Here is a 23,800-nt window from a genome sequence, read left to right as displayed (position 1 = left end):
TTAGTTCGCTTGGGCTTTCATATCCCGACGCAACTCTGGCGGTAACGCAAACACCAACTTCTCCACCGTGGTTGTGACTTCTTCAAGCTCACCAAACCCACGTTCGGCAAGCCAGGCAATGACATCTTGAACCAAGATTTCTGGAACGGATGCTCCACTTGTGAGACCAACCGTTGTCGCATTGGTAAACCACGATTCATCAAGCTCATCAGCACCATCGACTCGATATGAGCTTTTTGCGCCTGCTTCGACGGCAACCTCAGCAAGACGAACAGAATTTGACGAGTTACCCGAGCCAACAACAATCACCACTTCACACTTTGGCGCAATGGCTTTTACGGCCGCTTGGCGATTTTGTGTCGCATAGCAAATGTCATCGCTTGGTGGGCTCACCAAGTTAGGAAAGCGATTCTGCAATACATCGACAGTTGCAATCGTCTCGTCAACGGAAAGAGTTGTTTGCGACAACCAAATCAACTTGTCATCTGCACTCAAGTTTACGACCGCAGCTTCTTTGGGATCTTGCACAAGTGTGATGACGTCAGGAGCTTCGCCAGTAGTCCCGACAACTTCTTCATGACCTTCATGACCGATCAAAATGATTTGGTAGCCCTCTGCAGCGAAGCGTCGCGCTTCCGCATGCACTTTGGTGACCAGCGGGCATGTTGCATCAATCGCATTGAGGTTTCTATCCGATGCTTCAACATGCACAGTAGGCGATACTCCGTGCGCTGAGAACACGACATTGGCGCCTTCAGGAACTTCATCGAGTTCGTCAACGAAAATCGCGCCACGATTTTCAAGTGACTTCACTACATATTTGTTATGAACAATTTCTTTGCGCACATATACAGGAGCGCCATAGGTATCGAGGGCGTTTTCAACAGTGGTCACCGCCCGGTCAACGCCAGCGCAGTATCCGCGTGGGGCCGCCAAAAGAACGCGCTTTGTGCTCGACATAGCACTCATCGTAGGTGCCCGACGTCGGTCACAACACATACGCTGCACCCGTGGCCCTTGACTCCTCCGCTGAACACCCGGCACCGGTTCGCACGGTCTCCCGGCTGGTTGGTGAATGGGTTGGGCGTCTTGGCCCGATCTGGATAGATGGCCAAGTTGCCGAATTTCGCCCGCGCCCGGGTGCTCGCAATATCTATCTGACCCTGCGCGACCCCGATGTTGATATGTCTCTCACGATCGTGGCCGATGCCGCACTGGTTGGGAGCGTTGAGCCACCGCTTGCCCAAGGCCAACGCATTGTTGTCTATGCCAAGCCTGAGTATTGGACCGGCAGAGGCAGCCTGCAATTTCGCGCCAAAGAAATTCGCCCCGTGGGCCTAGGCGCGCTGCTTGAGCAACTTGAACGCTTGAAGCACCTATTAACTGCAGAGGGCCTGTTCTCGCCCGACCGTAAGCAAACACTGCCTTTCCTTCCACGTCGCATCGGATTAATTTGCGGACGCAACAGCGCCGCGATGCACGATGTATTAGTCAACGTGGATGACCGCTGGCCTGGAATTCCATTCGAAGTGCGCGAGGTTGCGGTGCAAGGAGTCCAAGCAGTCACCGCTGTTACCGACGCACTCGTTGAACTTGATGCGATCGACGATGTTGATGTGATTGTGATTGCCCGTGGCGGTGGAAGCGTTGAAGATCTCTTGCCCTTTAGTAACGAAGCATTAGTACGCGCAGCTTCGGCAGCACGTACCCCCATAGTTTCTGCCATCGGCCATGAACAAGACACACCATTACTTGATCTTGTGGCTGACTTGCGCGCCTCAACTCCAACCGATGCCGCAAAGCGCATCGTGCCTTCCTGGCAAGAACAATTCGGCATTGTTCAAGCTTTTCGTCATCGTTCAACCTCGGTTTTAAAGAATCGCCTTGATCGAGAATCACAAAGCGCCTCGGAAAACTTGCGTCGCATTCGCACACGTGTGAACCATTTAATTGAAGCCGGACTTCGTGATCTTGAACATCTCACTGCTCGTGTGCGAGCACTTTCTCCAGCAGCAACACTGGAACGCGGCTACGCCATTGTGACCAATGCGGATGGAGAAATCATTCGCGATGCAGCCACAACTGCACCTGGAGATTTCATTCGCGTCCGAGTTGCCCAAGGTGCCTTTGAAACCCAACGAGTTGACGATTCAACGGAGGAAACATGAGCAAGCCCACAGACATAACAAAGTTGACCTTCGAAGAGGCTCGCGATGAACTCGCCGGAGTCGTAGCGAATCTTGAATCAGGTGGCCACACCCTTGAGGCTTCACTTGCACTGTGGGAACGCGGGGAATTGCTCGCTGCCCATTGTCAGCAATGGTTAGAAGCAGCGCGCGAACACATTGTTACAGCTGAGTCGGTTTCTGAGTAGCAAGCGATCCAGCGACAGCTTTCAACTCATTGAGTGAGACTGTGCCACTCACTGCTGTGGTCACGCCCTGTATTTGCCGCACGAGAGCGCGCTGTGAATTACCGTCGTAGACGCGCCACTCCGCACCGTTAATTTCTACCTTGCCTACAGCGCGAGTCGTTGCTAATTGTGATTCCAGAAAGTCGAGCTTCATCGTCGCTGACTGTTCAACTTCTACGTATTGAGTCTGCGGCGTGACATACCCCAGATGCCAGACAGGGATTGGGTTACCTGAAAAACGAGCACTCGTGAGACGGTAGCCATCGCTCTTTTGTGGCACTTCAATCGGGAATGTTGCCTGCATGTTTGCCAGCATCAGAGGTGTATTCATACTGACCACGCGCACAGGATCTGGCTCTGCACGATGGGTTATCAACATGATCACTGCGATTGCCGCAATCACCACCGCTAACGAACGACCCATATCTCCGATGGTTTGCGCTAATCGGGCATTTGGGCGCCCCGTTGGCTCGGGCATCGTTGAACTCACGAGATCATGATGACGCATCAGGTACCCACTTCGGCGAAGTGGCCTGAACACACGTGTGAAGAGAGGTTCTTTCTACCCAATTGACCAACCATGGTCATGGGTATGACTCAGCCTGTTAACAATGCGCCTCAGTCCGTTCTTGGTGAAGTGTCTCCCAAGTCACGGCTCGCAGCACTCCTGCTCTGCTTCTTCCTAGGAGGCCTACGCATCCACCGCTTTTATGTTGGCAAGGTCGGTACCGGCATCTTGATGATCGTGACACTGGGCGGGCTTGGCATTTGGGTTCTCGTGGATTTGATCATGATCATTGTCGGCGCCTTCCGCGACAAGCTGGGTCAACTCGTTCTCAACTGGAACTAAACGGTTGGCGACTTTGCGCCTTCGCTTACTCGAGTATCACCAATGGCATCACGAATCTAGGGTTACTGAAGCAGCGTCAGCCGTTGCGTTCTGGCTCATTCTTTCCTTTGGCCCTGCCGGCGTTGTTGCTATCAACGTTTTAGGCCTGGGCTTTGAACAACACGATGTCGCTCAGCAACTTGCGATCGTGGCTCAGGCCGCTCCTGGAACCTTTGGCGACATGCTCATCGCGCCATTTCTCGCGGTAGCTCAGCCCACTCCGGGTAGCTGGTGGCGCGATGTGTTGCTTGTGGCTGCTTCACTCTGGACGGTCTCAACCGCAGTTGCGATGCTGCTACGAGGACTACGTCGAGGGTTTGGTCTACCAACGGCTTCATTTGCAATCGTTCGCATTGCAGCCGGTGCAATAGGGCTCGGTGCAATTCTTTTCCTTGGCGCGGTGGCCCTGAGCGTTGACGCGCGTTCCACATTTGCACGGACCGTAGCCAGCTTGGTTGCAGCTTCCGTCTGTTTTGCTCTGGTCCTTGCTCTGTATCGCATCGCCGTTGGGCGAAGCCGCAGTTTCCATCAGTTGTGGCCTGGTGCTCTCTTTGCATCCCTTGGCCTGATTGCCATCGAACTGCTGTGGGAACGGTTTTCACAAGTTTCGCCTAGTCTCACGCTCACCTACGGAACCGTTGCTGGGCTCATCACTTCGTTTATGAGCGTTTGGATTGCGGCATTCGTTGTCTTGTTAGGCCCTTTCATCACTTCGCTAGTAACCGATCGTCAATCGAGCTAAACCCGAGTGTGACCAAAACACCTCGCGTGACGCAGGCCGTGTATCCGTTTGCAGACCTAGGCTCTGGACAGGAGGCAACACGATGACAACGCCCGGCACCATTGAAGTTCCTGACCGCAACCTTGCCCTTGAGCTGGTTCGAGTAACGGAAGCCGCAGCAATGGCTGCTGCTCGCTGGGTGGGTCGAGGTGACAAGAACGGCGCCGACGGTGCCGCGGTGAATGCCATGCGTTCCCTCATTGGCAGTGTCAGCATGAACGGCGTTGTGGTGATCGGTGAAGGCGAAAAAGACGACGCCCCGATGCTTTTCAACGGTGAACGCGTTGGTGATGGCACTGGAGCCGAAGCCGACGTTGCTGTTGACCCCATTGACGGCACCACTCTTGCCGCAAAAGGCATGCCTAATGCCATTGCGGTGATTGCCGTTGCTGAACGTGGCGCGATGTATGACCCAAGCGCCGTGTTTTACATGGAGAAGCTGGTCGTTGGTGCTGAGGGTGCTGACGTGATCGACATCAACTTCCCGATCGCCTGGAACCTTGCGCAATTGGCAAAGGCCAAGGGCGAAAGCATTGCTGACCTGACCGTTTGCATCCTTGATCGACCTCGTCACAAAGATCTCGTGAAGGAAGTTCGCGATGCAGGCGCTCGCATTAAGTTCATTTCAGACGGTGACGTCGCTGGCGCCATCATGGCTGCTCGCGCAGGCACCGGCGTTGACCTGCTTGCAGGTATCGGTGGCACACCTGAGGGCATCATCGCGGCGGCGGCCATGGTCTGCATGGGTGGTGCAATTCAAGCAAAACTCTGGCCACAAGACGAGGCTGAACGCCGCAAGGCACTCGACGCTGGCCACGATCTAGACCGCGTGCTCCACACCCACGACCTCGTCAAGGGCGAGAACATCTTCTTCTGCGCGACAGGAATTACCGATGGCGAGCTCCTACGAGGCGTCCGCTACCGCCCCGAGGGCCCAACCACCCACTCAATCGTGATGCGAGGCAAGAGTGGAACGATTCGCGAGGTCGCCAGCGAACATCGCTTGGCAAAGCTCGGCCAATACTCAGCCATTGATTTCCATAGCCCAGGAGCTGGTCAGCCAGATCTTGACTAACTTCACCTCCCCCCTAGTCAACTAAGCATGGAATCGTTTACATTCTGTCCATGCATTTCCTGCTTGGGGGGCAACAGGCCTCCACCTATCAGCGTGGCCGAATGCAACTGGCTGCTGCTCTGAAGAAATCTCCACAAGCCGTTGATGCACTTGCTCGCTTTGATCGCTATGCCCCCGATCTCTGGGATGGGCTTGCCACTGTTTATGACGTGGAAATCGTCTGGCCAGCTGTCATTGACGTGATTGCAAGCGCGATCACTGCTCGCCCAACTGCACTCGTCGAGCGGGACCGTAATCGGCTCTTGCAGCCAGATTGGTTCCAGCTGCCCGAGACTGTTGGATACGTGGCCTACACCGATCACTTCGCTGGCGACCTCAACGGCATCGCAACCAAAATCGATTACTTGAACGATCTTGGCATCACTTATTTGCACCTCATGCCGCTCCTTCGACCTCGCACTGGCGAAAACGACGGTGGATACGCCGTTGCTGACTACAAGTCAGTGCGCCCAGACCTTGGCTCAATTGATGATCTCGAATCCCTCGCGACATCACTGCATGCCAACGGCATTTCATTGACACTGGACTTAGTACTCAACCACGTTGCCGAGCAACATGAATGGGCAGTCAAAGCTCGGGGCGGTGACGAGAAATACCGCAACTACTTTTTGATGTATCCCGATCGCACGATTCCCGATGAGTTCGAGGCAACCCTTCCTGAGGTCTTTCCTGATTTTGCCCCTGGCAACTTCACCTGGGATGAACCATCACAGCGTTGGGTTTGGACAACCTTCAACTCATGGCAATGGGATCTCAACTGGGCAAATCCTGATGTGTTCTGTGAGTTCATCGACATCTTGACCTTCTTAGCGAACAAAGGCGTGGATTGTTTCCGCCTTGATGCAATCGCGTTCCTGTGGAAGCGTCTTGGAACCAACTCACAAAACCAACCTGAAGTGCACGCCCTCACCCAGGGCTTACGCGCGGCGCTTCGGATTGCCGCACCTTCGGTCATCTTCAAGGCAGAAGCAATTGTCGCCCCAACGGATCTCGTTGCGTACCTCGGCACCGGTGAACATGCCGGAAAGGTTTCCGATCTTGCCTACCACAACTCGCTTATGGTTCAGGCGTGGTCAACTCTGGCAACCGGCGAAGGACGCCTTATGGCGCAAGCACTTCAACGCTTCGCTCCCATTCCAACCACGACCGCCTGGGCAACCTATTTGCGTTGCCACGATGACATTGGTTGGGCCATTGACGATGCAGACGCAGGCGCAATTGGCGTGAGTGGCTACGACCATCGTGCCTACGTCAGTGGTTACTACGGCGGAGAACTTCCACAGAGCCCCGCGCGCGGCGCACACTTTCAAGTCAATCCCGTAACGGGTGATCGACGCACCTCAGGAAGTGCTGCTTCACTTGCTGGCATTGAGTCGGCAATTGAAGCAAATGACGAGCATGCCCTCGAACTAGCGATCAATCGCTTGATGTGTGGTTACTCAATGATCTTTGGATTCGGCGGTTTGCCACTGCTGTACATGGGCGATGAAATTGCGCTCCTCAATGACGAGAAATACTTGAAGAATCCTGCACAAGCTGGCGATAACCGCTGGATGCATCGCCCACACATGCCTTGGGAGGTTGTCGCACAACGCAATTCGCGAGCAACAGTTGCGGGCACCGTATTCACTCGCATGAGCGCGCTGATCTCTGCTCGCAAGTCATTGGCTTCATTGCATGCCGCGACGCCACCTGTGGTGTTTGCTACCGACAATCCTGCGGTTGTTGCATTCCGTCGCCGCCACCCTGCAGGAGATCTTGTTGAGCTCTACAACGTGTCAGCCCAACCTCAGATAGTTCCAACCCACAGTGCTTGGCCTCTCAATGGCGCACTTGCGGGTGAGGCTATTACCGGTGCCACTGTTGACCTCACTGAACCAACCATCACCTTGGCTCCATATGCCGTGTGGTGGCTCACAGCCCAACCCTCTTAACGAGTCGCCCATAGAGCCTTACGCTGCCTACATGGTTGATTTTCAATATCAAGAAATGCTTCCCCTTGGCTCAGATGACACTCCATATCGACTGGTCACCACTGAAGGTGTGAGCACCACGGTCGTCGACGGTCGCACGATTTTGAAGGTTGAACCATCTGCACTGAGCACCTTGGCTTACGAGGCCCTTCGCGATATTTCACATCTGCTGCGCCCAGGTCACCTTGCCCAGCTCGCAAAGATTCTGGAAGACCCAGAAGCTAGCCCGAATGATCGCTTTGTTGCACTTGACCTGTTGAAAAACGCAAACATTGCCGCAGGCGGCGTATTGCCTATGTGCCAAGACACCGGCACCGCAATCATCAGCGCTAAGAAGGGTCAGCATGTCTGGACCACTGGTTCGGATGAAGAACATCTCTCCCGCGGAATTTTCGATGCGTATCAAAACCTAAATTTGCGTTACTCACAAATGGCACCCATCAGCATGTGGGAAGAACGCAACACCGGAACGAACCTGCCTGCTCAAATTGAGTTGTATGCAAATACTCATGAGGGTCACGAAGCCGAATACGAATTCCTCTTCATGGCAAAGGGTGGGGGCAGTGCAAACAAGAGTTATCTCTACCAACAAACGGCAGCCCTGTTGAATCCCACAGCATTTCGCAACTTCCTTGATGAAAGTTTGCGCAGTCTTGGTACCGCAGCCTGCCCGCCGTACCACTTGGCTGTTGTCGTTGGTGGCACTAGCGCTGAGTACGCATTGAAAATGGCGAAGTACGCAAGCGCTCGCTACCTGGACTCACTACCCGTACACGGCTCCGCAGGTGGCCATGCCTTCCGTGATCTTGAAATGGAACAAGAGATCTGGAAGATGACCCAGGAATTTGGCATCGGTGCCCAATTCGGAGGCAAGTACTTCTGCCATGACGTTCGCGTGATCCGCTTGCCACGTCACGGCGCTTCTTTGCCAGTAGCAATCGCTGTGTCATGTTCAGCTGATCGCCAAGCCAAGGCAAAGATCACCGCCGAGGGCGTGTTCTTGGAGCAGCTAGAGCGCGAGCCTGCGCATTACCTCCCAGACGTCACGGACGAACACCTTGACGACGATGTTGTCTCAATCGATTTGAACCAGCCAATGAGCAATATTCGCGAACAACTATCGAAGCTTCCAGTGAAAACTCGCGTATCCCTGACAGGTTCATTGATCGTGGCACGCGATCTGGCTCACGCTCGGATTAAGGCAATGCTAGATCGCGGTGAGCCAATGCCTGAATACTTTAAAAATCACGCGGTGTATTACGCAGGCCCAGCAAAAACCCCAGAAGGTTACGCATCGGGATCATTTGGCCCAACAACTGCAGGACGCATGGATGGCTACGTTGATGCATTCCAGAAAGCAGGCGGCTCACATGTGATGCTGGCTAAAGGTAACCGCAGCATGGCTGTTACAAATGCCTGCAAGGACAACGGCGGTTTCTACTTGGGTTCAATTGGCGGTCCGGCTGCTCGCTTGGCTCAAGACAACATCACCAAGGTTGAAGTGCTGGATTTCCCTGAACTTGGCATGGAAGCCGTGTGGAAGATTGAAGTCGTGAACTTCCCTGCATTTGTTGTTGTTGATGACAAGGGCAATGACTTTTTCGCTGAAACAATGAAGCCAATGGTGACCAAGATTCCGGTCGGACCACCAAAGAGCTAACAGCCCCGGATTGGCCAATGACTTCTACCACTGCCATTGCGCCAGATGGTCCAAAAAGCCCGGTCTTGCCAGTAACGATTCCATTTTTGCGTGGGTACCTTGCGCAACTTTGCTACAACAGCAGCAGCCTTGGCGCCGAGCTCTTTCTTTACTTCCGGCTGCATCATCCATGTTGCACCTACGGCAAGCGGCCTGCTCATTTGGTAAGCGCCGCGGTACCGACCATTGGAACTCACTGAGTTGTAGTTGCCGCCGGTTTCTTTACGCACAATGCAACGACGCTTGCGTTCAGCTTTCTTTGAGTACCACTTGCCGGTGTATAGGCTTTGGGCCACACCATGCTTATCGGTGGCTTTGCCTGCACCTTTGGCATACGTGGACTCAACGGCGAGCCGATTGGTCAACGTTGGCGCGTTCGGCGTTGGCGATGATGCGGGCGCGGCAGTCGCACTCGGGGCAGGGGTCACAGCCTCGGCGCCATGAGCGGGCACGGCTAGGCCAAGGCTGAGTCCAGCTGCAACCAACAGCACAACGCACTTACGCATCACAAACACCTCCTCCTTGGCTAGAAGCCTCGGAATACCGTGCCTTGTGAATCGAGTTCTGTCATCTTTGGCAGACGTGGATCAGGTCACGTATACGCCAGACAACCTAAATCCCTCACAAAATCGTGCCGAAAAGTGGCGAGGAATCCCCCATGAGGTGGCTTGAATCACACGATGAGAAGCAAACCCTCAAGTAGAACTAGAGGATTCCATCATCAATCAGGCGAGTAGCCAGGGCAGCGATTGGGCTGCGTTCAGACTTCGTCAGAGTTACATGGGCGAAGAGTGACTCTCCTTTGAGCCGTTCCACCACAGCAGCGATGCCATCGTGACGGCCCACGCGCAGATTGTCGCGTTGCGCAACATCGTGGGTCAGGAATACGCGACTGTTCTTACCTAGGCGTGAGATTGCCGTGAGAATCGTCGAGCGTTCAAGGTTTTGTGCCTCATCCAAAATCACGATCGTGTCGACCAACGTGCGACCACGCACATACGTCAGTGGGAGCACCTCGAGTAGTCCTCGATCCATGATTTCGTCAATGACATGTTCACTTGCAATTGCTTCCAGGGCATCTTTGGTCGCTGCCGAGAATGGCGACATTTTCTCGGCTTCCGTTCCGGGTAAGAAGCCAATCTCTTGACCACCCACAGCAAACACTGGTCGAAACACAACGATTCTCTTTGCTTCGCGACGTTCAAGTACTAATTCAAGCGCAGCAGCAAGTGCGAGCACAGATTTACCCGTGCCTGCGGATCCGCCAAGTGACACGACACCGATTTCTGAGTCAAGTAAATGTGCAAGAGCAATGCGCTGCTCAGCAGACCGGCCATGAATGCCAAAGGCTTCAAGATCTCCACGCACTTGTTCAAGTTGCTTATCAACATTGACTCGAGCCAGGCCTGATGAAGATGGCGATACTAAAACAACGCCAGTGTTCACTGGCAAGTCATGATCGAAGAGATCAATGAATCCATGTGTGTAGAGATCATCAACATCTTCACGTGGGGCTTCGATTTCCACCAGACCCATGTACCCGGAATCTTCAACCTGCTCGCGGCGATATTCCTCAGCTGGAATTCCCAACGCTCCAGCAGCGAGGAGACGCATTGGAAGGTCTTTGGAGACGACCACGACATCGTGGCCATCGCGACGCAGCCCTTCTGCCACCGAAAGGATGCGCGTGTCATTGCTGCGCTCAGCCTTAATTGCGTCAGGTAGATGTGAGGTGTCAACGTGATTGATTTCAATTCGAACAGTGCCACCCTGTTCATTGATTTCAATGCCTTTACGTAAATCAGCGCCTGGTTCCTGCCGTAAGGCTTCCAGGTTTCTCAGCACCGTGCGAGCGTTGAATCCCAGCGTCGGATCGTGTCGTTTGGCTTCAAGTTCCTTAATGACAACAAGCGGAAGTACAACAGAATGTTCCGCGAAAGACTTCAGCGCAGTTGGATCGGAAAGAAGAACTGACGTATCAAGGACGTAGGTACGAATATCGGCATTGACTGCTGGGCGAGATGACACGGGCGCTCGGCCTCCAGTTGGGGCCACCACCGTGGCCCGGTGCGGATTTACATAAGCGGATGCTTGTGCATAAACGTGACGGTAGAACGCAATCCTGGAATTCAAGTGCGCCACGCCGTTCGCGGAACGTTGCGTATTGGTTAACTTCAGGCGCCGAATCGGCGATGACGAGCGCCATAGGCTCGCAAAGCTCGCAAAAAATCCACATGTCGGAAGTCAGGCCAGTAAGCCTCACAGAAGTAGAACTCTGAGTGCGCGCTTTGCCATAGCAAGAAGCCCGACAAACGCTGTTCACCGGATGTTCGAATCACAAGATCAGGGTCCGGCTGACCCTTGGTGTAAAGATGCTCCGCAATATGTTCAACATCAATGAACTGCGCAAGCTCATCGAGTGAGGTGCCTTGATCTGCATGCTCTTGCATCAGTGAACGCACCGCATCCACTACTTCACGTCGACCGCCGTAACCCACAGCAATATTGACGAAGGCGCCTGGTGCATCCGCTGTTGCCGCTTCCGCTTCTTTTAAAATACGGGAAGTGTGATCAGGCAGGAGGTCCAAAGCACCCACTGCATGTAAGCGCCATCGGCCTTGTTCCTGCATATCAACGACCGTCTCTTCGATGATGGCCATTAACGGGCCCAACTCATCTGCCGGGCGGTTGAGATTGTCAGTTGACAGCAGCCACAGGGTCACATGATCGACACCTGCGTCATCGCACCAGCCCAGGAATTCTTCAATCTTGGCGGCACCTGCACGGTGCCCAGCTGAAGAACTTGAACCTTGGGCCTCTGCCCAACGTCGATTGCCATCAAGAATGACACCGATGTGCCGTGGCATCTGATCAGGAGGGATTTGAGCGGCGAGCCTGCGCTCATAAATCCCATAGATGATGTCTGCAAGGCCCACATGCGCAGGTTACTCCCCGCTTCGCGCACCCACCTGAGATGCCAAGACAAACTGATCGATGACCGGGGCTTGGCAGGTAAAACCCCTACAGACATAGGCCGTAGCGGCTCCGTTCACGAGGGGCCGGTCGCGGAGCAGTGGAACGTCGCTTCCCGGCTCACCTACGGCAATCACTGCACCTGGGGCCGTTGCCGCCAGAGCAACTGCCCGCAATCGGCTCGTTGCTGGATCCTGGAATTCACCAATCACTGCTATTTCCATTGGTCCATCAATCAATGCGGATGCCGTGGCTAATCCCCAGCCGCAAGCACGTGGTGCACGTGGGCCCAGCTCTGAAACCACTCCAAGTGCGCGTTCTGCTATGACTCGATAGTCCTGGACTCCAGTGAGCGCGCTATAACTCACGCAAGCATTGGTGATCGCAAACCAACCAGATGGTTCCGCGTTATCTGACGGATCTTGTGGGCGCTGAACAAGCGCCGGTGCATCGTCGGCAGTGTCAAAAAATCCACCTTTGGGATCGCTGAAATGCGAAAGTGCTACATCTATGAGCACTCCGCTGAGTGCTAACCAGGAATCATCACCGGTCACTTGGAAAAGTGCGAGGAAGCCTTCAGCAACGCTGCCGTAGTCATCCAAGACTCCCGCGTTATTTCCAGGAATACCATCGCGCGAGGTGCGACAAAGTCGATCATCACCATTTAGACCCAAGTGAAGTGCGACGAGAAGATCCGCTGCGATCAGCGCACATTCAACCCATTCAGGCTCGTTCAGTAACGCCCCCGCTTCTGCAAGCGCAGCGATAACCAAACCATTCCACGATGCAACAACCTTGTCGTCGCGGCCGGGTTGCGTGCGTCGAGCACGGAATGCATACAAACGCTCGCGAACCACGAACCAGCGAGCGGCGTCATCTGGATCAGCGAGTAATTGCAAAACAGAGGACCCATGTTCGAATGTGCCCTGCTCCGTAACACCCAGTAAGGCGACTGCCCATTGCCCATCAGCGGCACCAAGGGCTTCGATAATTTCTGCTGGTGTCCATGCGTAGAACTTTCCTTCAACTCCATCGGTGTCTGCATCAAGGGCTGATGCAAAACCGCCTTCTGGCGTACGCATCTCGTTGATCAGGAAAGTAGAAGTTTCTCGAACGACACGTTCTCCTAGTTCCGAACCTGTTAACCGATACCAATGAAGATACACACGCAATAACAAAGCGTTGTCATACAACATTTTTTCAAAATGCGGGACCGTCCATGAGGTATCGACGCAGTAGCGGGCGAACCCGCCGCCTAACTGGTCATACATTCCACCGCGAGCCATCGCAGTGAGCGTGCGCTCCGCCATGAACAGTGCCGTCGAATTATTTGTGCGAGCCGCTTCTCGAAGTAGGAATTCCAAGACCATTGATGGAGGAAATTTCGGAGCCCCACCAAACCCAGCGTGCACTTCATCAAAATCCAATTGCAAGCGCTCAACTGCACGTTCAAGGATCTCACCCGTAGGTGCATCACCAAGGATGAATGCGGCCCGTTCACTCATTGCCTTAACGACACGGCTGCCCACCGAGGAAACTTCATCAGGTCGTTCATTCCACGCCTGCGTCAGTGCGTTCAGAATCTCGATGAATCCTGGCATTCCATTTCTTGATGTCTTAGGAAAATACGTGCCCGCGTAGAACGGCTGCGCATCATGATCAAGGAAGACCGACATTGGCCAACCACCGTGACCTGTTAACGCCAAAGTTGCCTGCATGTAAACCGCATCAATGTCTGGACGCTCTTCACGATCTAGCTTGATTGCGACGTAATTGGCATTGATGAGTTCGGCAACTTCTAAATCTTCGAAGGATTCGTGGGCCATGACATGGCACCAGTGGCACGCCGAGTAGCCGATCGAAAGAAAAATTGGAACATTGCGTTCACGAGCTTCTGCGAAAGCAGCCTGCGACCATTCCTGCCAATGCACTGGATTATCGGCATGCTGGCGAAGATAGGGCGAGGTTGAATTAATCAGCTGATTTGCCACACAGCCATCTTCCTGCACGTCGCATCAATGGTTTTCATCGGTCATGGCCTACCGTCGAGCAGTGCATGCAGCGATCCCTGGTTTCTTTACAGGACTGAGTTTGATCGTGGCAATCGGAGCGCAAAACGCCTTTCTTCTTCGCCTTGGCCTTGCGCGTAATCATATTTTTACCGCGGTTGCCATCTGCGCCATAAGTGATGCTTTGCTGATCATCTTGGGCATCGGCGGTTTGGGCGTCCTCGTTGAGCAGTCCGATCTCGCCTTGGAAATCGTGAAATGGGTCGGAGTGACGTATCTCGTGATTTTTGCCCTCCGATCGTTTTGGAAGGCTCGGTTTCCTGATTCATTAGTGCCATCTGAGCAAACCTCGCGCAAACTTTCTGCAGTGATCGCCGCAACCTTGGCATTCACATTTCTGAACCCACATGTGTACCTCGACACCGTATTGCTCGTTGGTTCGATTGGAAATCAATACGGGCCAGACCGGTGGTGGTTTGCGTTAGGCGCAGTGCTTGCTAGTGCAGCCTGGTTTACAAGTTTGGGTTTTGGGTCGCGCGCTCTGGCTCCATTAATGTCGCGTACAAGCACTTGGCGCGTACTCGATACCGTGATCGGCGTGGTCATGCTTCTGATCGCAGCGCGCCTCATCTTTGGCGATCTGCATTAATCAGTTACGCCTTAAATTCAGCTCGACCGTGCTTGACGACAGTGACGCCATTAGACGTCGCTTCAAATGCGATAACTCGGCCGCCAGTTTCATTAACTCCTGCATCAAATAAATCAACAGTCAGTTTGCTCCCCGGAAAAACAGGGCTTGAGAAACGTCCAGCAACCCTGGTGAGGTTATCCGGATCCCCAGCACCAACGAGATTGACCGAAGCACCACTGCACATTGCAAATGTGCACAGACCTTGCACGATTTTTCCAGGGAATCCTTCAGACTTGGCAATCATGTCGTCGATCGCGTGGCCATTGCGGTCACCGGATGCGCCGCCATAACGAAAGGCTTGATCGCGCGTAACATCGAAAGTGAAGGATCCAACCGGAGAATTTCGAGCTTCGTCTGGAAAAGAATGCGCAGGAGATGCTTCCCCATATTCCATTGAGGTTGTTCCACCAACCATCATCGTGGTCCAGAAATGCTGCAACAGCAGTTCACCTTCAAGATTCAAGACCCGCAAATCCGAGGTGATGGAAACACCTGCAGACGTTTGCTTCACCGCGTGATTGCGACCTTCAACACGCACCATCGACCCAAGTTCAATTGGTCGGAAGTAGTGAACATCATGCATTGCATGTACGCCAGCACGAGTGCCCGTAATCGTTCCCTCGGGAACTGCTTTGGTGTTCGTTTCAATAAACGCGCGTACGACGTGAGGAGCAGTCACCAGAGGCGAAGCCTTTACTCCGGTAAAGCACAGCTCATTTGGATCATTGGTCGCTAACGCATATGCCAATACGGCATCTGCATCAACATAAGCGTCATACGCATCAATTACGGGGTTCGTCACTTGCCCAAACTACTCTTGGACATCGCGGCGGCGCATGCGAATCATGCCGAATGCGATGAGGAACACAGCAATTACTTCTCCGAAGTCTTTCACGCCGAACAAGGCTCATAGGCTTTGCATGTGCTGACTCACCTGCTCGAACACGTGCATCCCAGTTGGATGGCTGTTCTTGCCTCGGAACAAGCGACGCTTACCAACCTTGAAGAATTCTTAAATCAAGAAATTGAATCTGGGCGCTCCTGGCTACCAAGCCAGCCAGTAGTCCTGCGCGCATTTTCACAGCCCTTTGATTCATTTCACGTGTTGATCATGGGCCAGGATCCATACCCAACGCCTGGGCATGCCGTCGGCCTGTCTTTTAGTGTCGCTTCGGATGTCACGCCTCTACCGCGAAGCCTGGCAAATATTTATAAGGAACTTTGCAGTGATATCGGTTGCCCAACTCCTCGCAATGGCGACTTACAACCTTGGGCTGACCAAGGCGTGCTGCTACTCAATCGGGTACTCACCGTTGAAGCCGGTAACGCCGGAAGCCATCGAGGTAAAGGCTGGGAACGCGTAACTGAAGTTGCGATACGCGCGCTGGCATCAAGAAAGCAACCGCTGGTTGCAATTTTATGGGGTAACGATGCGCAGACCATTGCGCCTTTTCTAGGCGACGTGCCTGTGATCTCATCGGCGCACCCAAGCCCATTGTCAGCATCGCGTGGGTTTTTTGGGTCGCGGCCATTTAGCCGAGCAAATGCATTACTCGAAGAACGTGGGGCAAAACCAATTCGCTGGGAATTACCTAGCTAATTGACGTTGGCTCTGCACGCTTGGCGAGATCCTGATGCACATAACGCTCTGCGACAAATGACATAAACGGAATCGTGCCCGCAAGCAGAATTAATACAGTTCGGCCGATTGAGTAACGCAAACGGAATGCCAGATCTACGCCCACGATGAGGTAGAGGAAATACGCCCAGCCGTGAATGATCCACAGTGCTCCATAAAGACCTGGCTTACTGCTGTCTCCGGAGAAGTATGTTGAGAACGAATTCCCGTCTGCCATCCAAGCAATAAGCAGCACCACCATCCAAGTGAAGGCGGTTGCGAGCACTACACCTGTGACGTAGGCCATGATCCGGTAACGAACTGCGGCGCCTGCAATTGAATTCACGTGATCAACCTAGCCAATCTCAAGATCTGCTGGAAATGGTGGCTCTGCTCCAGCGCGCTGGCAGGTTAAACCTGCAACGCGAATGCCGAACTTCGCTGCTTCAACAATGGCATCAATGTTCTGTAAATCTGCACGAGTGCGCCCGGCGTCAAGCCATGCGGCCAAGAAACCTCCGCTAAATGAATCACCCGCGCCAACCGTGTCAACAACACTGACCTTAGGAACTTCGAGAACAACTTCACCATTACCCGTAATCACACGAACGGCCTGCGCGCCATCAGTAAAGAGCACCACTGCACCCGACTCGCGCTGCAAATTCTTGGCCGCATCAATCGCAGGAATTTCGGGCCACAGGAATTCAAGATCGTCGCCACTGACTTTCACGAGGTCGGCTCGATCAAGTGCAATCTTGAGAGTTTCGTTAAACAATGTTGAATCGGTCATCACCGATGGTCGACAGTTTGGATCAACCATCACGGTGCAATCAGTGGACACTGCCTGAACCACTGCCTGAGTTGCGTGCGCTAATGGATTAAAGACAAGAGCAAGTGTGCCAACGTGGAGAACTGTGGTGTCCCTATCTAGTGCAGCAACGGCAACTTCTGGAGTCATGGATGCTGCAGCAGTGCCTTCGAACATGAAGCGATAGGTCGCAGCGCCACCATCATCAAGTTCTGCGATGGCCAACGTTGTCGATTGAGCAGTGAGTTCACCAAGTGCATAACCAACGCCATCGGCATCCAGCTGGCGCTTGATGCGTTTCCCGAAGGAGTCGTGTGAAACGCCGCCCAAGAAGGTCACCTGGTGCCCAAGGCGGGCCAAGGTGCGAGCGGTATTCAGCGGCGCACCGCCCACAACCGACGCCACCTCGCCTGCCGGCGACACGATGATGTCGATGAGGTTTTCACCCATCACGGTAATCATGAGCGAAAACCTAGCCGACCGCGCTATCAGGCACAGAATCCGCTGACTCCTTGGCCGTCAACCAGAGCCATCGCAGGTAGGCGCCTACGACAAACAGTGCAAATACCCACCATTGAATGGCGTAGAAGAAATTCTGTAGCGGGAAAGGCGCCTGTCCTTGCACTGGCGGAACTGGCACGGGAATGGGTGCCGGTGCAACTTCAGGTTGCTGGCTTGTCAGGCGCAGATAGCCCCAGCGAGCCGTCGGCCCAAATTTCAGCGTGTCTTGGGAAATGGCGGGAATCGAATTTCCACTGCCGACAGCACCCTTATAAAAGGACTCATCTGCTTGCAGGGTGCCCCGCAAAGCCACTGGCCCTGTAGGTGCATCTACTCCTAATGAAGTTTCACTCGGCAGCCACCCTCGCATCACGGCAATGAGTGACCCATCAGAAAGTCGCAATGGCGTGACAACCCAGACACCAGCTTTTCCATCTGATTCGCGGTGCAACACAAAACGTTGTTGATCGCTGACGTACGTGCCTCGCGCGGTAACTGCGCGACCAACAGTGTCACTCGTGACGTCAGAGCCAATTGGATTCAGCGAATCAATAGCAACGGGTTGCGCAAGTGCTGCTTGTTCTTGCGCGAGCACATCTTGTGAACGATCCCACTGCCATCGCCCAAGAAATGTAAAGCCAACGATGATGAGTACGCCTAATCCCGCGCGTAACAACCACTGTGGCGTGAACGCTAGGCGTACCAAATCATTCGCTGTTGGTTTGGCCATCTGCCTGAGTTGTTTCATCAGCAACTGCTTCAACTGGGTGATCTGCGAGGTTGGCATCAGCTCGCTTGAGTTGCTTGTTCATTGAGCGAATCAAGAAATACAACGCAACCCCGAGCGCCAGCACGAAAAGCAGCGCAATAGGGCCTGCCTTATCGATAACGCTCTTCATTTGTTCTTCTGCAGCCAGCAAAAACATCAGTTCCTCAATCCTGCAAATAGGTCAGTCTCCGGAAGTTCTTTTGGCACAAGGGATTTGGCCAATTCAAATTCTTCCGTTGGCCACACTTGCTTTTGCATTTCCAAAGGCACTTTAAAGAAGAATCCATCAGGATCAATTTGAGTGCGATGCGCGATGAGTGCCGCATCGCGGATATGTAGGAAGTCAGCGCATTCAATACTGGTGGTTACTCGATTTGAAACATCAGGACGTTTCTCCATACGTTCAATCCAATCAAGATAAGGAGATTCGAGGCCAGCTTCCAACATTGCTTCATGCAATGCGTATACACGCGCACGAATGAATTGCATGTTGTAGTAAATCTTTGATACTTCCCACGGTGCACCTTCACATGGGTAATCAGGATCGGCGGCTGCAGTGACAGCAGCCATCGTGATTTCATGCGTACGAATGTGATCAGGATGCGGATAACCACCCTCTTCGTCGTACGTCGTGATCACCTGTGGGCGAAATGCGCGGATAAGTTTCACTAAGGGCGCCGTTGCGAGCTCTAATGGCAAATCAGCGAAACAGCCCACAGGTAGTGGTTGCGGAGATTCGGGATCTGGAAAACCTGAATCCTCAAACCCCAACCACTCATGCTTTACACCTAAAATCCGTGCAGCGTCAGCCATTTCGCGACGGCGTACTTCAGCAATCCCCCACTTGGCAACATCTTCATCAGCCGCGCTGTGGAGGACGTCGCCGCGTTCTCCACCGGTGCAGGTAACGACCATGACTTCAACGCCTTCGGCCACATATTTGGCGGTGGTTGCTGCTCCCTTACTCGCCTCATCGTCTGGATGTGCGTGGACGGCCATCAGGCGCAGGGAGGAACTCACCTCCCTATTGTCCCAACTGGCCTACCCAGCGCAATGAGCGGCTACCACCCGGGCACAATGGAGTCACCATGCCAACGCCATTTCAGCCAAGTCACCTCTCTCCAGAGATGGTGGAGCGTTACGGCCTCAATCAGAAATCCGTCATTTCTCGGATTGTCACTTACACCTTGGCTCTGTGCTTCGCACTTGTGTTGGGTTTTGTCGCGTTCCAGATCACCCGGCCAAGCGCTGAAGTTGCACTCATTTCTTGGAAGGTCATGGCACCTGACCGCACTGACATCACCTTCCAAGTCAAAACTGGAAATGACGATCCACTGACCTGCATCCTGCGAGCTCAGGATCAATCACGAGCGGATGTGGGCTATGCCAGTGTCCAAATCAAGCCCATTAATGGCGAACTTGCCACGACGTACTCACTGCGCACAGCAATCCCCGCCTACACCGCTGAGGTGCTGGGATGTGGAGATGCGACGATTCCCGGGCCGCAATTTCCATATGGCGTAGCACCACCAAGCCAGCCCTGGACTCCCTAGCCACTTCGCAGATCGTCATGTGGCCACTACCCTTGACCATCATGAGCGCCATCCCGACCACCTGGTTAACCCAAGCTGCCTTTGACCGCCTTCAGGAGGAATACGACCACCTGACCGGGCCAAAGCGCACGGAAATCACCAAGCGCATCGAGTTGGCGCGTGAAGAAGGTGACCTCAAGGAAAACGGTGGCTATCACGCAGCCCGAGAAGAACAGGGCAAGAACGAAGCTCGCGTTCGCCAGCTCAAGCAGTTACTTGAGAATTCCAAGATCGGCGCCCCAGAGTCCGAAGAAGACGAAGTAGCCCCTGGCAAAGTCGTCACAATCTTGTTCACAGCCTTTGGCGACGAGGAAACCTTCCTGTTGGGCTCTCGCGAAGAAGCTGCATTGGCATCAGTTGAGGTGTACTCACCGACTTCGCCACTTGGAGCAGCAGTGCTGGGTAAGCGCGTTGGCCAAACTGCGACCTACGAATTAGCAAACGGCAAGGAAATGTCGGTGGAGATTCGCAAGGTCGAGACGTACGCCCACTAAGCGTTAAGTTCGCCCTTGCCCGCAATACCTGATTGCTGACCTAGCCTCGCACTATTTGCGGCAGTCCGACCTGCGCTAGATGCACTCCCGCGGTCGCTTCGCATTTGACCTGAATAGCCTTGCCAAGAACCTCGAGCTTTACTTTGACCTCGATGAAACTCTGACACTTCCTTTGATTTAGCACGCAACACCAACGCGCCTTGGGTGGAAGTCACCTGCACCTCTTGCACCACTGTTGCGCGCGCTTCTTGTAGGCGCTCAGCGATGCGCTCGATGTAAGCCTTATAAAACGCAACACGAACGGTGTGCGCCGTGTGTGGTTTGACTTTACGTACTGACCGACCACGCTCACGAGTAACCGCAACATAGGTTTCACCGCGCCATGAATCGTTTTTCACCCAGCGTTGGCCCGCAGTAACCATCTGTATTGCAAGCGAAGTGAACAACGTTTCAATAACATCTAAATCACTAGGCATGCCATAAGCAATGACGAAAGTTGAATTCGAGGCAATATCAACTTGAGCATCGTTTGCATGCGCAGCAGCAACAAAAAGTGCGATTAAATGCTGATTCGCGCGCTTACCTTTTTCACCAATAATCACCGTACGCATCTCTGGATTTGTACGCTCTTCTTTCTGCTTGATGTGTGCCTGAGCAAGCGCGAGATCAATGCTCGCTGCTGTTGCAAGCGCCTGAGCTTTCATCAAGTACGCATCAGCTTCATGTTCGTTATCCGTGCGTTCAGCTTTTGCTAGCAGTGCACTAATACGCTCAAGGGGCATCGGTTACCTCAAGACCCACACCGTCATAGGCGGCTCTCAGCAGCAGGGCGGCTTCAACACCAAAGGCAAACTCAGCGACACCAACAAGCGCGCGACGAAATGCTGGTCCATGCGCGGGAGTACGTGCATCCCACGAACAGTGATGCGCGAATTCATGTGCGAGCACTGCCTCCCGACAGGCCCAAGATTGTTCAAGTGGGATTGCAATGACGCCATCAGGTTCGTAGTGCGCCTTGCGTTCACCTTGACGCCCTCGCACCACAAGTGGAGCCAGATTTGGATACTGAGATTGCAAGGGCTTGGCCTGTAGCCAGAAATCAACGGTTCGTTGCATCGCGGTGAGATCGCCGAAGACTTTCTGTTGCGGCAACGTGAAGGTAGAACCAAAGAAATTCACAACACCGCCTCGATCCAAAGCCTTGGACCAAAGATCCTCTGCGCCATAGACCAACGATCGATCGCGATCTTTGATCTTTGAACCTCCACGAGCAGCCACCCAACGAGGATAGAGTCCATCCCGATGACTTCCTGGCGCCCGCACCATATGGTGCAACGATCGCCGTGGCTTCGAGATCTCCCTCCTGAAGTTGCGGTGCTGTCAGCCATTGCTTTTTGCGTATCTATCGGCTTTGGCATCCTGGCACCCTCAATACCTGTATTCGCCCGCTCCTTTGGTGTCACTGCGCTCGAAGCAAGTGCCGTGATTTCCGGCATGGCCCTAGCCCGACTCATCATGTCTCCGTTTTCGGGCATGTTGGGTAACCGCTTTGGTGAACGCGTCATTTTGACCACAGGCTTATTCCTCGTAGCGCTGACGAGCTTGGCAGCAGGCATGAGCCAGGACTACTGGCAACTGCTGTTTTGGCGAGGCATCACCGGTGTGGGTTCATCGATGTTCACCGTTTCCGCACTCGCATTGCTGCTTCGAGTGTCCAAGCCCGACCAACGCGGCAGGGCTGCAAGTGCCTTCCAAGGCGGCTTCCTTCTGGGTGGCGTCGCCGGTCCAGCCTTTGGCGGCATCATCGTCGCCTGGTCGATCCGTGCCCCATTCTTTGTGTACGCAGCGAGCTTGCTTGTTGCCGCGATCGTCAGCTGGGTATTCCTCGCAAAAGCAAAACTTGAAGCATTGGAAACGGCAGTTTCCAATGGTCAAGAGGAGAAAAAGGAATCGTTACGCGATGCGCTCGGCGATGGCGCCTATCGAGCAGCGCTAATGGTCAACCTCGTGACTGGTTTTGTCTCTTTTGGTCTGCGGATTTCCATCGTTCCGTTGTTCATCACGGAAGCCCTCGATCGAGGTGCCTCCCTTGCTGGCTTCGGGTTCTTGATCGCAGCCGTGGTTCAAGCCTTTTTGTTGATGCCTGCAGGCCGAATGGCGGACACCGTTGGCCGACGCAAGGCCATGCGCATCGGCACTGCCACGCTCACTCTTGGCATGTTGGTGCTCACTGCATCGGACATCCTCACCAATGGTTTTGGTACGGCATCACTGATTGGACCAGCACTCTTCTTCGCCTCAATGGCAATTCAAGGTGTCTCAGCTGCATTCCTTGGTTCAGCACCAGCTGCGGTTGTTGGCGACATTGTTGGGGGCAAACGCGGGGGCATCGTGGTTGCTACCTTCCAGATGACTTCCGACCTTGGCATGATTCTTGGCCCACTCGCAGCTGGTTTACTCGTAGATATGCTCGATTACGACTGGGCCTTCGGCGTCGGAACGCTGCTTTCCCTCATTGCTTTAATGGTGGTCTGGGTTATGCCAGAAACCTTGGGTCGCGTTCGCCAGAGCGCACCAGCAACTGCCTAATTACACGTACGCTTAGCCAATGACCACAACAACAAACTCAGAAACCCTTTACGTTGCAATGGGTTGCTTCTGGGGTGCTGAAGAAATTTACTGGCTCACACCTGGGGTTCAAAGCACCAATGTTGGCTACATGGGCGGGATATACCCCAATCCAAGTTACGAGGAAGTGTGCACTGGGCGCACAGGTCACACCGAAACTGTTCGAGTGGAGTATGACCCCGCCGAAATTTCAACGCTCGAAATTTTGCGAATCTTTTGGGAGCGTCACGACCCAACTCAAGGTATGCGTCAAGGAAATGACATCGGTACTCAATATCGCAGCGCTATTTTCACTACGAATGCCGAGCAACTTGATCTCGCAAAGCGCACACGTTCGCTATATAACGATGTACTAATTGCCAAGGGATACGAAGAAATTACCACCGAGATTTTCCCAGCTGACGACTTCACTTACTACCCAGCCGAGCCTCATCATCAGCGCTATCTAGAAGTACATCCAAATGGTTACCGGTGCCACGCCCTCACAGGTGTGCCGTTGCCTGAACTCGTATAACGATGCTGCCACAAACTCCCATTGAAGAATTCGATGCTGAGCTCAACCGCGTTGTCATTCGATTGCGTTCATTACCTATAGACAAGATTGGCGATGTTCAAGAAACATTCATCGCCCTCACTGAAGCCCTCTTGGCATGTTCGGCAGCACTTGGGGACGCTGCCCCCGTAGCGCTTCCTGCGATTGAACCGCGTGCTTACGCAGATGTAATTACAGTTCTGGCACAGGATGTTCGCAAAGCAGCGACCGACGAAAACCTACTGGTGCCAGCAACTTCTGCACTCACCGCTGCGCGACGAGCGCTGCCCTAGCG

28 protein-coding genes are annotated in these 23,800 nt (G+C 53.7%); 14 read left to right on the top strand and 14 right to left on the bottom strand.

The window, feature by feature from the left end; translation table 11 throughout:
* The gene (locus tag PHN51_03405) at positions 1–960 is read right to left on the bottom strand and encodes a 4-hydroxy-3-methylbut-2-enyl diphosphate reductase (GenBank protein ID MDD2817826.1); all 960 of its coding nucleotides are present in this window, start codon (positions 958–960) and stop codon (positions 1–3) included.
* Positions 961–1,010: 50 nt separating this feature from the next.
* Here PHN51_03405 and xseA point away from each other — a divergent pair, with 50 nt between their 5' ends.
* Both xseA and PHN51_03395 read left to right on the top strand, forming a co-directional pair.
* Positions 1,011–2,168, top strand: a complete 1,158-nt coding sequence (gene xseA / locus PHN51_03400; GenBank protein ID MDD2817825.1) for an exodeoxyribonuclease VII large subunit — start codon at positions 1,011–1,013, stop codon at positions 2,166–2,168.
* Complete coding sequence (locus PHN51_03395; GenBank protein MDD2817824.1) at positions 2,165–2,374, top strand: exodeoxyribonuclease VII small subunit; 210 nt, start codon at positions 2,165–2,167, stop codon at positions 2,372–2,374. The genes xseA and PHN51_03395 overlap by 4 nt, the downstream gene beginning before the upstream one ends.
* On the opposite strand, the gene PHN51_03390 is transcribed toward PHN51_03395, so the two are convergent.
* Positions 2,349–2,903 (bottom strand): DUF4245 domain-containing protein, encoded by a 555-nt coding sequence (locus PHN51_03390; protein MDD2817823.1) that lies wholly within the window; start codon positions 2,901–2,903, stop codon positions 2,349–2,351. The two genes, PHN51_03395 and PHN51_03390, sit on opposite strands and share 26 nt — an antisense overlap.
* A 102-nt stretch (positions 2,904–3,005) precedes the next feature.
* Here PHN51_03390 and PHN51_03385 point away from each other — a divergent pair, with 102 nt between their 5' ends.
* The 5 genes from PHN51_03385 to PHN51_03365 all read left to right on the top strand — a co-directional run bounded on the left by PHN51_03385 (position 3,006) and on the right by PHN51_03365 (position 8,851).
* Positions 3,006–3,263, top strand: coding sequence for a TM2 domain-containing protein (locus PHN51_03385; GenBank protein MDD2817822.1), 258 nt, complete (start codon positions 3,006–3,008; stop codon positions 3,261–3,263).
* A gap of 4 nt (positions 3,264–3,267) precedes the next feature.
* On the top strand, positions 3,268–4,044 hold the full coding sequence (locus tag PHN51_03380; GenBank protein ID MDD2817821.1) for a YhjD/YihY/BrkB family envelope integrity protein: 777 nt from the start codon (positions 3,268–3,270) through the stop codon (positions 4,042–4,044).
* Between the two features lie 82 nt (positions 4,045–4,126).
* Positions 4,127–5,158, top strand: a complete 1,032-nt coding sequence (gene glpX / locus PHN51_03375) for a class II fructose-bisphosphatase (protein MDD2817820.1) — start codon at positions 4,127–4,129, stop codon at positions 5,156–5,158.
* Positions 5,159–5,208: 50 nt separating this feature from the next.
* Positions 5,209–7,152, top strand: a complete 1,944-nt coding sequence (locus PHN51_03370; protein MDD2817819.1) for an alpha-amylase family protein — start codon at positions 5,209–5,211, stop codon at positions 7,150–7,152.
* 31 nt (positions 7,153–7,183) lie between these two features.
* A complete protein-coding gene (locus PHN51_03365) occupies positions 7,184–8,851 on the top strand; it encodes a fumarate hydratase (protein ID MDD2817818.1) in 1,668 nt (555 codons plus the stop codon).
* Here the strand turns inward: PHN51_03365 and PHN51_03360 are convergent.
* The 4 genes from PHN51_03360 to PHN51_03345 form a co-directional block, all read right to left on the bottom strand.
* Positions 8,848–9,396 (bottom strand): hypothetical protein, encoded by a 549-nt coding sequence (locus tag PHN51_03360; protein MDD2817817.1) that lies wholly within the window; start codon positions 9,394–9,396, stop codon positions 8,848–8,850. The two genes, PHN51_03365 and PHN51_03360, sit on opposite strands and share 4 nt — an antisense overlap.
* A 199-nt stretch (positions 9,397–9,595) precedes the next feature.
* Positions 9,596–10,918 carry a PhoH family protein gene (locus tag PHN51_03355; protein MDD2817816.1) on the bottom strand — a complete coding sequence of 441 codons (1,323 nt, stop codon included), beginning with the start codon at positions 10,916–10,918 and terminating at the stop codon, positions 9,596–9,598.
* Positions 10,919–11,064: 146 nt separating this feature from the next.
* Positions 11,065–11,826 carry an isoprenyl transferase gene (locus tag PHN51_03350; protein ID MDD2817815.1) on the bottom strand — a complete coding sequence of 254 codons (762 nt, stop codon included), beginning with the start codon at positions 11,824–11,826 and terminating at the stop codon, positions 11,065–11,067.
* Between the two features lie 9 nt (positions 11,827–11,835).
* Positions 11,836–13,854, bottom strand: a complete 2,019-nt coding sequence (locus tag PHN51_03345; GenBank protein MDD2817814.1) for a thioredoxin domain-containing protein — start codon at positions 13,852–13,854, stop codon at positions 11,836–11,838.
* A 43-nt stretch (positions 13,855–13,897) separates the two neighbouring features.
* On the opposite strand from PHN51_03345, the gene PHN51_03340 reads away from it, so the two are divergent.
* On the top strand, positions 13,898–14,521 hold the full coding sequence (locus PHN51_03340) for a LysE family transporter (protein MDD2817813.1): 624 nt from the start codon (positions 13,898–13,900) through the stop codon (positions 14,519–14,521).
* Positions 14,522–14,525: 4 nt separating this feature from the next.
* Here the strand turns inward: PHN51_03340 and PHN51_03335 are convergent, their stop codons facing one another.
* Entirely contained in the window at positions 14,526–15,365 is an 840-nt protein-coding gene (locus tag PHN51_03335; GenBank protein ID MDD2817812.1) for a MaoC/PaaZ C-terminal domain-containing protein, read from the bottom strand.
* Positions 15,366–15,485: 120 nt separating this feature from the next.
* Here PHN51_03335 and PHN51_03330 point away from each other — a divergent pair, with 120 nt between their 5' ends.
* The gene (locus PHN51_03330) at positions 15,486–16,163 is read left to right on the top strand and encodes a uracil-DNA glycosylase (protein MDD2817811.1); all 678 of its coding nucleotides are present in this window, start codon (positions 15,486–15,488) and stop codon (positions 16,161–16,163) included.
* Here PHN51_03330 and PHN51_03325 read toward each other — a convergent pair.
* Genes PHN51_03325 through mca form a run of 5 tightly spaced genes read right to left on the bottom strand, consistent with a single transcriptional unit; the run spans position 16,156 to position 19,279 of the window.
* Entirely contained in the window at positions 16,156–16,527 is a 372-nt protein-coding gene (locus PHN51_03325) for a DUF3817 domain-containing protein (protein ID MDD2817810.1), read from the bottom strand. The two genes, PHN51_03330 and PHN51_03325, sit on opposite strands and share 8 nt — an antisense overlap.
* 9 nt (positions 16,528–16,536) lie before the next feature.
* A complete protein-coding gene (locus PHN51_03320; GenBank protein MDD2817809.1) occupies positions 16,537–17,451 on the bottom strand; it encodes a carbohydrate kinase in 915 nt (304 codons plus the stop codon).
* Positions 17,452–17,461: 10 nt separating this feature from the next.
* The gene (locus PHN51_03315; protein ID MDD2817808.1) at positions 17,462–18,238 is read right to left on the bottom strand and encodes an SURF1 family protein; all 777 of its coding nucleotides are present in this window, start codon (positions 18,236–18,238) and stop codon (positions 17,462–17,464) included.
* Positions 18,198–18,416: a hypothetical protein gene (locus tag PHN51_03310; GenBank protein ID MDD2817807.1), complete on the bottom strand. Its 219-nt coding sequence runs from the start codon at positions 18,414–18,416 to the stop codon at positions 18,198–18,200. Before PHN51_03310 ends, PHN51_03315 begins: the two co-directional genes overlap by 41 nt.
* Entirely contained in the window at positions 18,416–19,279 is an 864-nt protein-coding gene (gene mca, locus PHN51_03305; GenBank protein ID MDD2817806.1) for a mycothiol conjugate amidase Mca, read from the bottom strand. The genes PHN51_03310 and mca overlap by 1 nt, the downstream gene beginning before the upstream one ends.
* A gap of 68 nt (positions 19,280–19,347) precedes the next feature.
* On the opposite strand from mca, the gene PHN51_03300 reads away from it, so the two are divergent.
* A complete protein-coding gene (locus PHN51_03300) occupies positions 19,348–19,812 on the top strand; it encodes a DUF4307 domain-containing protein (GenBank protein MDD2817805.1) in 465 nt (154 codons plus the stop codon).
* Between the two features lie 41 nt (positions 19,813–19,853).
* Positions 19,854–20,345, top strand: a complete 492-nt coding sequence (gene greA / locus PHN51_03295) for a transcription elongation factor GreA (protein MDD2817804.1) — start codon at positions 19,854–19,856, stop codon at positions 20,343–20,345.
* Here the strand turns inward: greA and PHN51_03290 are convergent.
* Positions 20,342–21,127: a DUF2786 domain-containing protein gene (locus PHN51_03290; protein MDD2817803.1), complete on the bottom strand. Its 786-nt coding sequence runs from the start codon at positions 21,125–21,127 to the stop codon at positions 20,342–20,344. The two genes, greA and PHN51_03290, sit on opposite strands and share 4 nt — an antisense overlap.
* On the bottom strand, positions 21,117–21,623 hold the full coding sequence (locus PHN51_03285; protein MDD2817802.1) for a TIGR04338 family metallohydrolase: 507 nt from the start codon (positions 21,621–21,623) through the stop codon (positions 21,117–21,119). Before PHN51_03285 ends, PHN51_03290 begins: the two co-directional genes overlap by 11 nt.
* Positions 21,624–21,647: 24 nt before the next feature.
* Here PHN51_03285 and PHN51_03280 point away from each other — a divergent pair, with 24 nt between their 5' ends.
* Genes PHN51_03280 through PHN51_03270 form a run of 3 tightly spaced genes read left to right on the top strand, consistent with a single transcriptional unit; the run spans position 21,648 to position 23,798 of the window.
* Positions 21,648–22,934, top strand: coding sequence for an MFS transporter (locus tag PHN51_03280; GenBank protein MDD2817801.1), 1,287 nt, complete (start codon positions 21,648–21,650; stop codon positions 22,932–22,934).
* Positions 22,935–22,953: 19 nt separating this feature from the next.
* Entirely contained in the window at positions 22,954–23,487 is a 534-nt protein-coding gene (gene msrA, locus PHN51_03275) for a peptide-methionine (S)-S-oxide reductase MsrA (protein ID MDD2817800.1), read from the top strand.
* Between the two features lie 2 nt (positions 23,488–23,489).
* Positions 23,490–23,798, top strand: coding sequence for a hypothetical protein (locus tag PHN51_03270; protein MDD2817799.1), 309 nt, complete (start codon positions 23,490–23,492; stop codon positions 23,796–23,798).
* The last annotated feature ends 2 nt before the right edge of the window (positions 23,799–23,800 follow it).

Source organism: Candidatus Nanopelagicales bacterium (genome assembly GCA_028687755.1).
GTDB lineage: Bacteria > Actinomycetota > Actinomycetes > S36-B12 > S36-B12 > UBA11398.
This window is presented reverse-complemented; position numbering and strand designations above follow the sequence as displayed.

What these genes read in the sequence shown, in the direction of transcription:
- PHN51_03405 (MDD2817826.1), bottom strand. Translation starts at nt 960, where the DNA reads ATGTCGAGCACAAAGCGCGTTCTTTTGGCGGCCCCACGCGGATACTGC.
- PHN51_03395 (MDD2817824.1), top strand. Translation starts at nt 2,165, where the DNA reads ATGAGCAAGCCCACAGACATAACAAAGTTGACCTTCGAAGAGGCTCGC.
- PHN51_03385 (MDD2817822.1), top strand. Translation starts at nt 3,006, where the DNA reads ATGACTCAGCCTGTTAACAATGCGCCTCAGTCCGTTCTTGGTGAAGTG.
- glpX (MDD2817820.1), top strand. Translation starts at nt 4,127, where the DNA reads ATGACAACGCCCGGCACCATTGAAGTTCCTGACCGCAACCTTGCCCTT.
- PHN51_03370 (MDD2817819.1), top strand. Translation starts at nt 5,209, where the DNA reads ATGCATTTCCTGCTTGGGGGGCAACAGGCCTCCACCTATCAGCGTGGC.
- PHN51_03365 (MDD2817818.1), top strand. Translation starts at nt 7,184, where the DNA reads ATGGTTGATTTTCAATATCAAGAAATGCTTCCCCTTGGCTCAGATGAC.
- PHN51_03360 (MDD2817817.1), bottom strand. Translation starts at nt 9,396, where the DNA reads ATGCGTAAGTGCGTTGTGCTGTTGGTTGCAGCTGGACTCAGCCTTGGC.
- PHN51_03340 (MDD2817813.1), top strand. Translation starts at nt 13,898, where the DNA reads ATGGCCTACCGTCGAGCAGTGCATGCAGCGATCCCTGGTTTCTTTACA.
- PHN51_03320 (MDD2817809.1), bottom strand. Translation starts at nt 17,451, where the DNA reads ATGATTACCGTGATGGGTGAAAACCTCATCGACATCATCGTGTCGCCG.
- PHN51_03315 (MDD2817808.1), bottom strand. Translation starts at nt 18,238, where the DNA reads ATGAAACAACTCAGGCAGATGGCCAAACCAACAGCGAATGATTTGGTA.
- PHN51_03310 (MDD2817807.1), bottom strand. Translation starts at nt 18,416, where the DNA reads ATGTTTTTGCTGGCTGCAGAAGAACAAATGAAGAGCGTTATCGATAAG.
- PHN51_03300 (MDD2817805.1), top strand. Translation starts at nt 19,348, where the DNA reads ATGCCAACGCCATTTCAGCCAAGTCACCTCTCTCCAGAGATGGTGGAG.
- greA (MDD2817804.1), top strand. Translation starts at nt 19,854, where the DNA reads ATGAGCGCCATCCCGACCACCTGGTTAACCCAAGCTGCCTTTGACCGC.
- PHN51_03290 (MDD2817803.1), bottom strand. Translation starts at nt 21,127, where the DNA reads ATGCCCCTTGAGCGTATTAGTGCACTGCTAGCAAAAGCTGAACGCACG.
- PHN51_03280 (MDD2817801.1), top strand. Translation starts at nt 21,648, where the DNA reads ATGACTTCCTGGCGCCCGCACCATATGGTGCAACGATCGCCGTGGCTT.
- msrA (MDD2817800.1), top strand. Translation starts at nt 22,954, where the DNA reads ATGACCACAACAACAAACTCAGAAACCCTTTACGTTGCAATGGGTTGC.
- PHN51_03270 (MDD2817799.1), top strand. Translation starts at nt 23,490, where the DNA reads ATGCTGCCACAAACTCCCATTGAAGAATTCGATGCTGAGCTCAACCGC.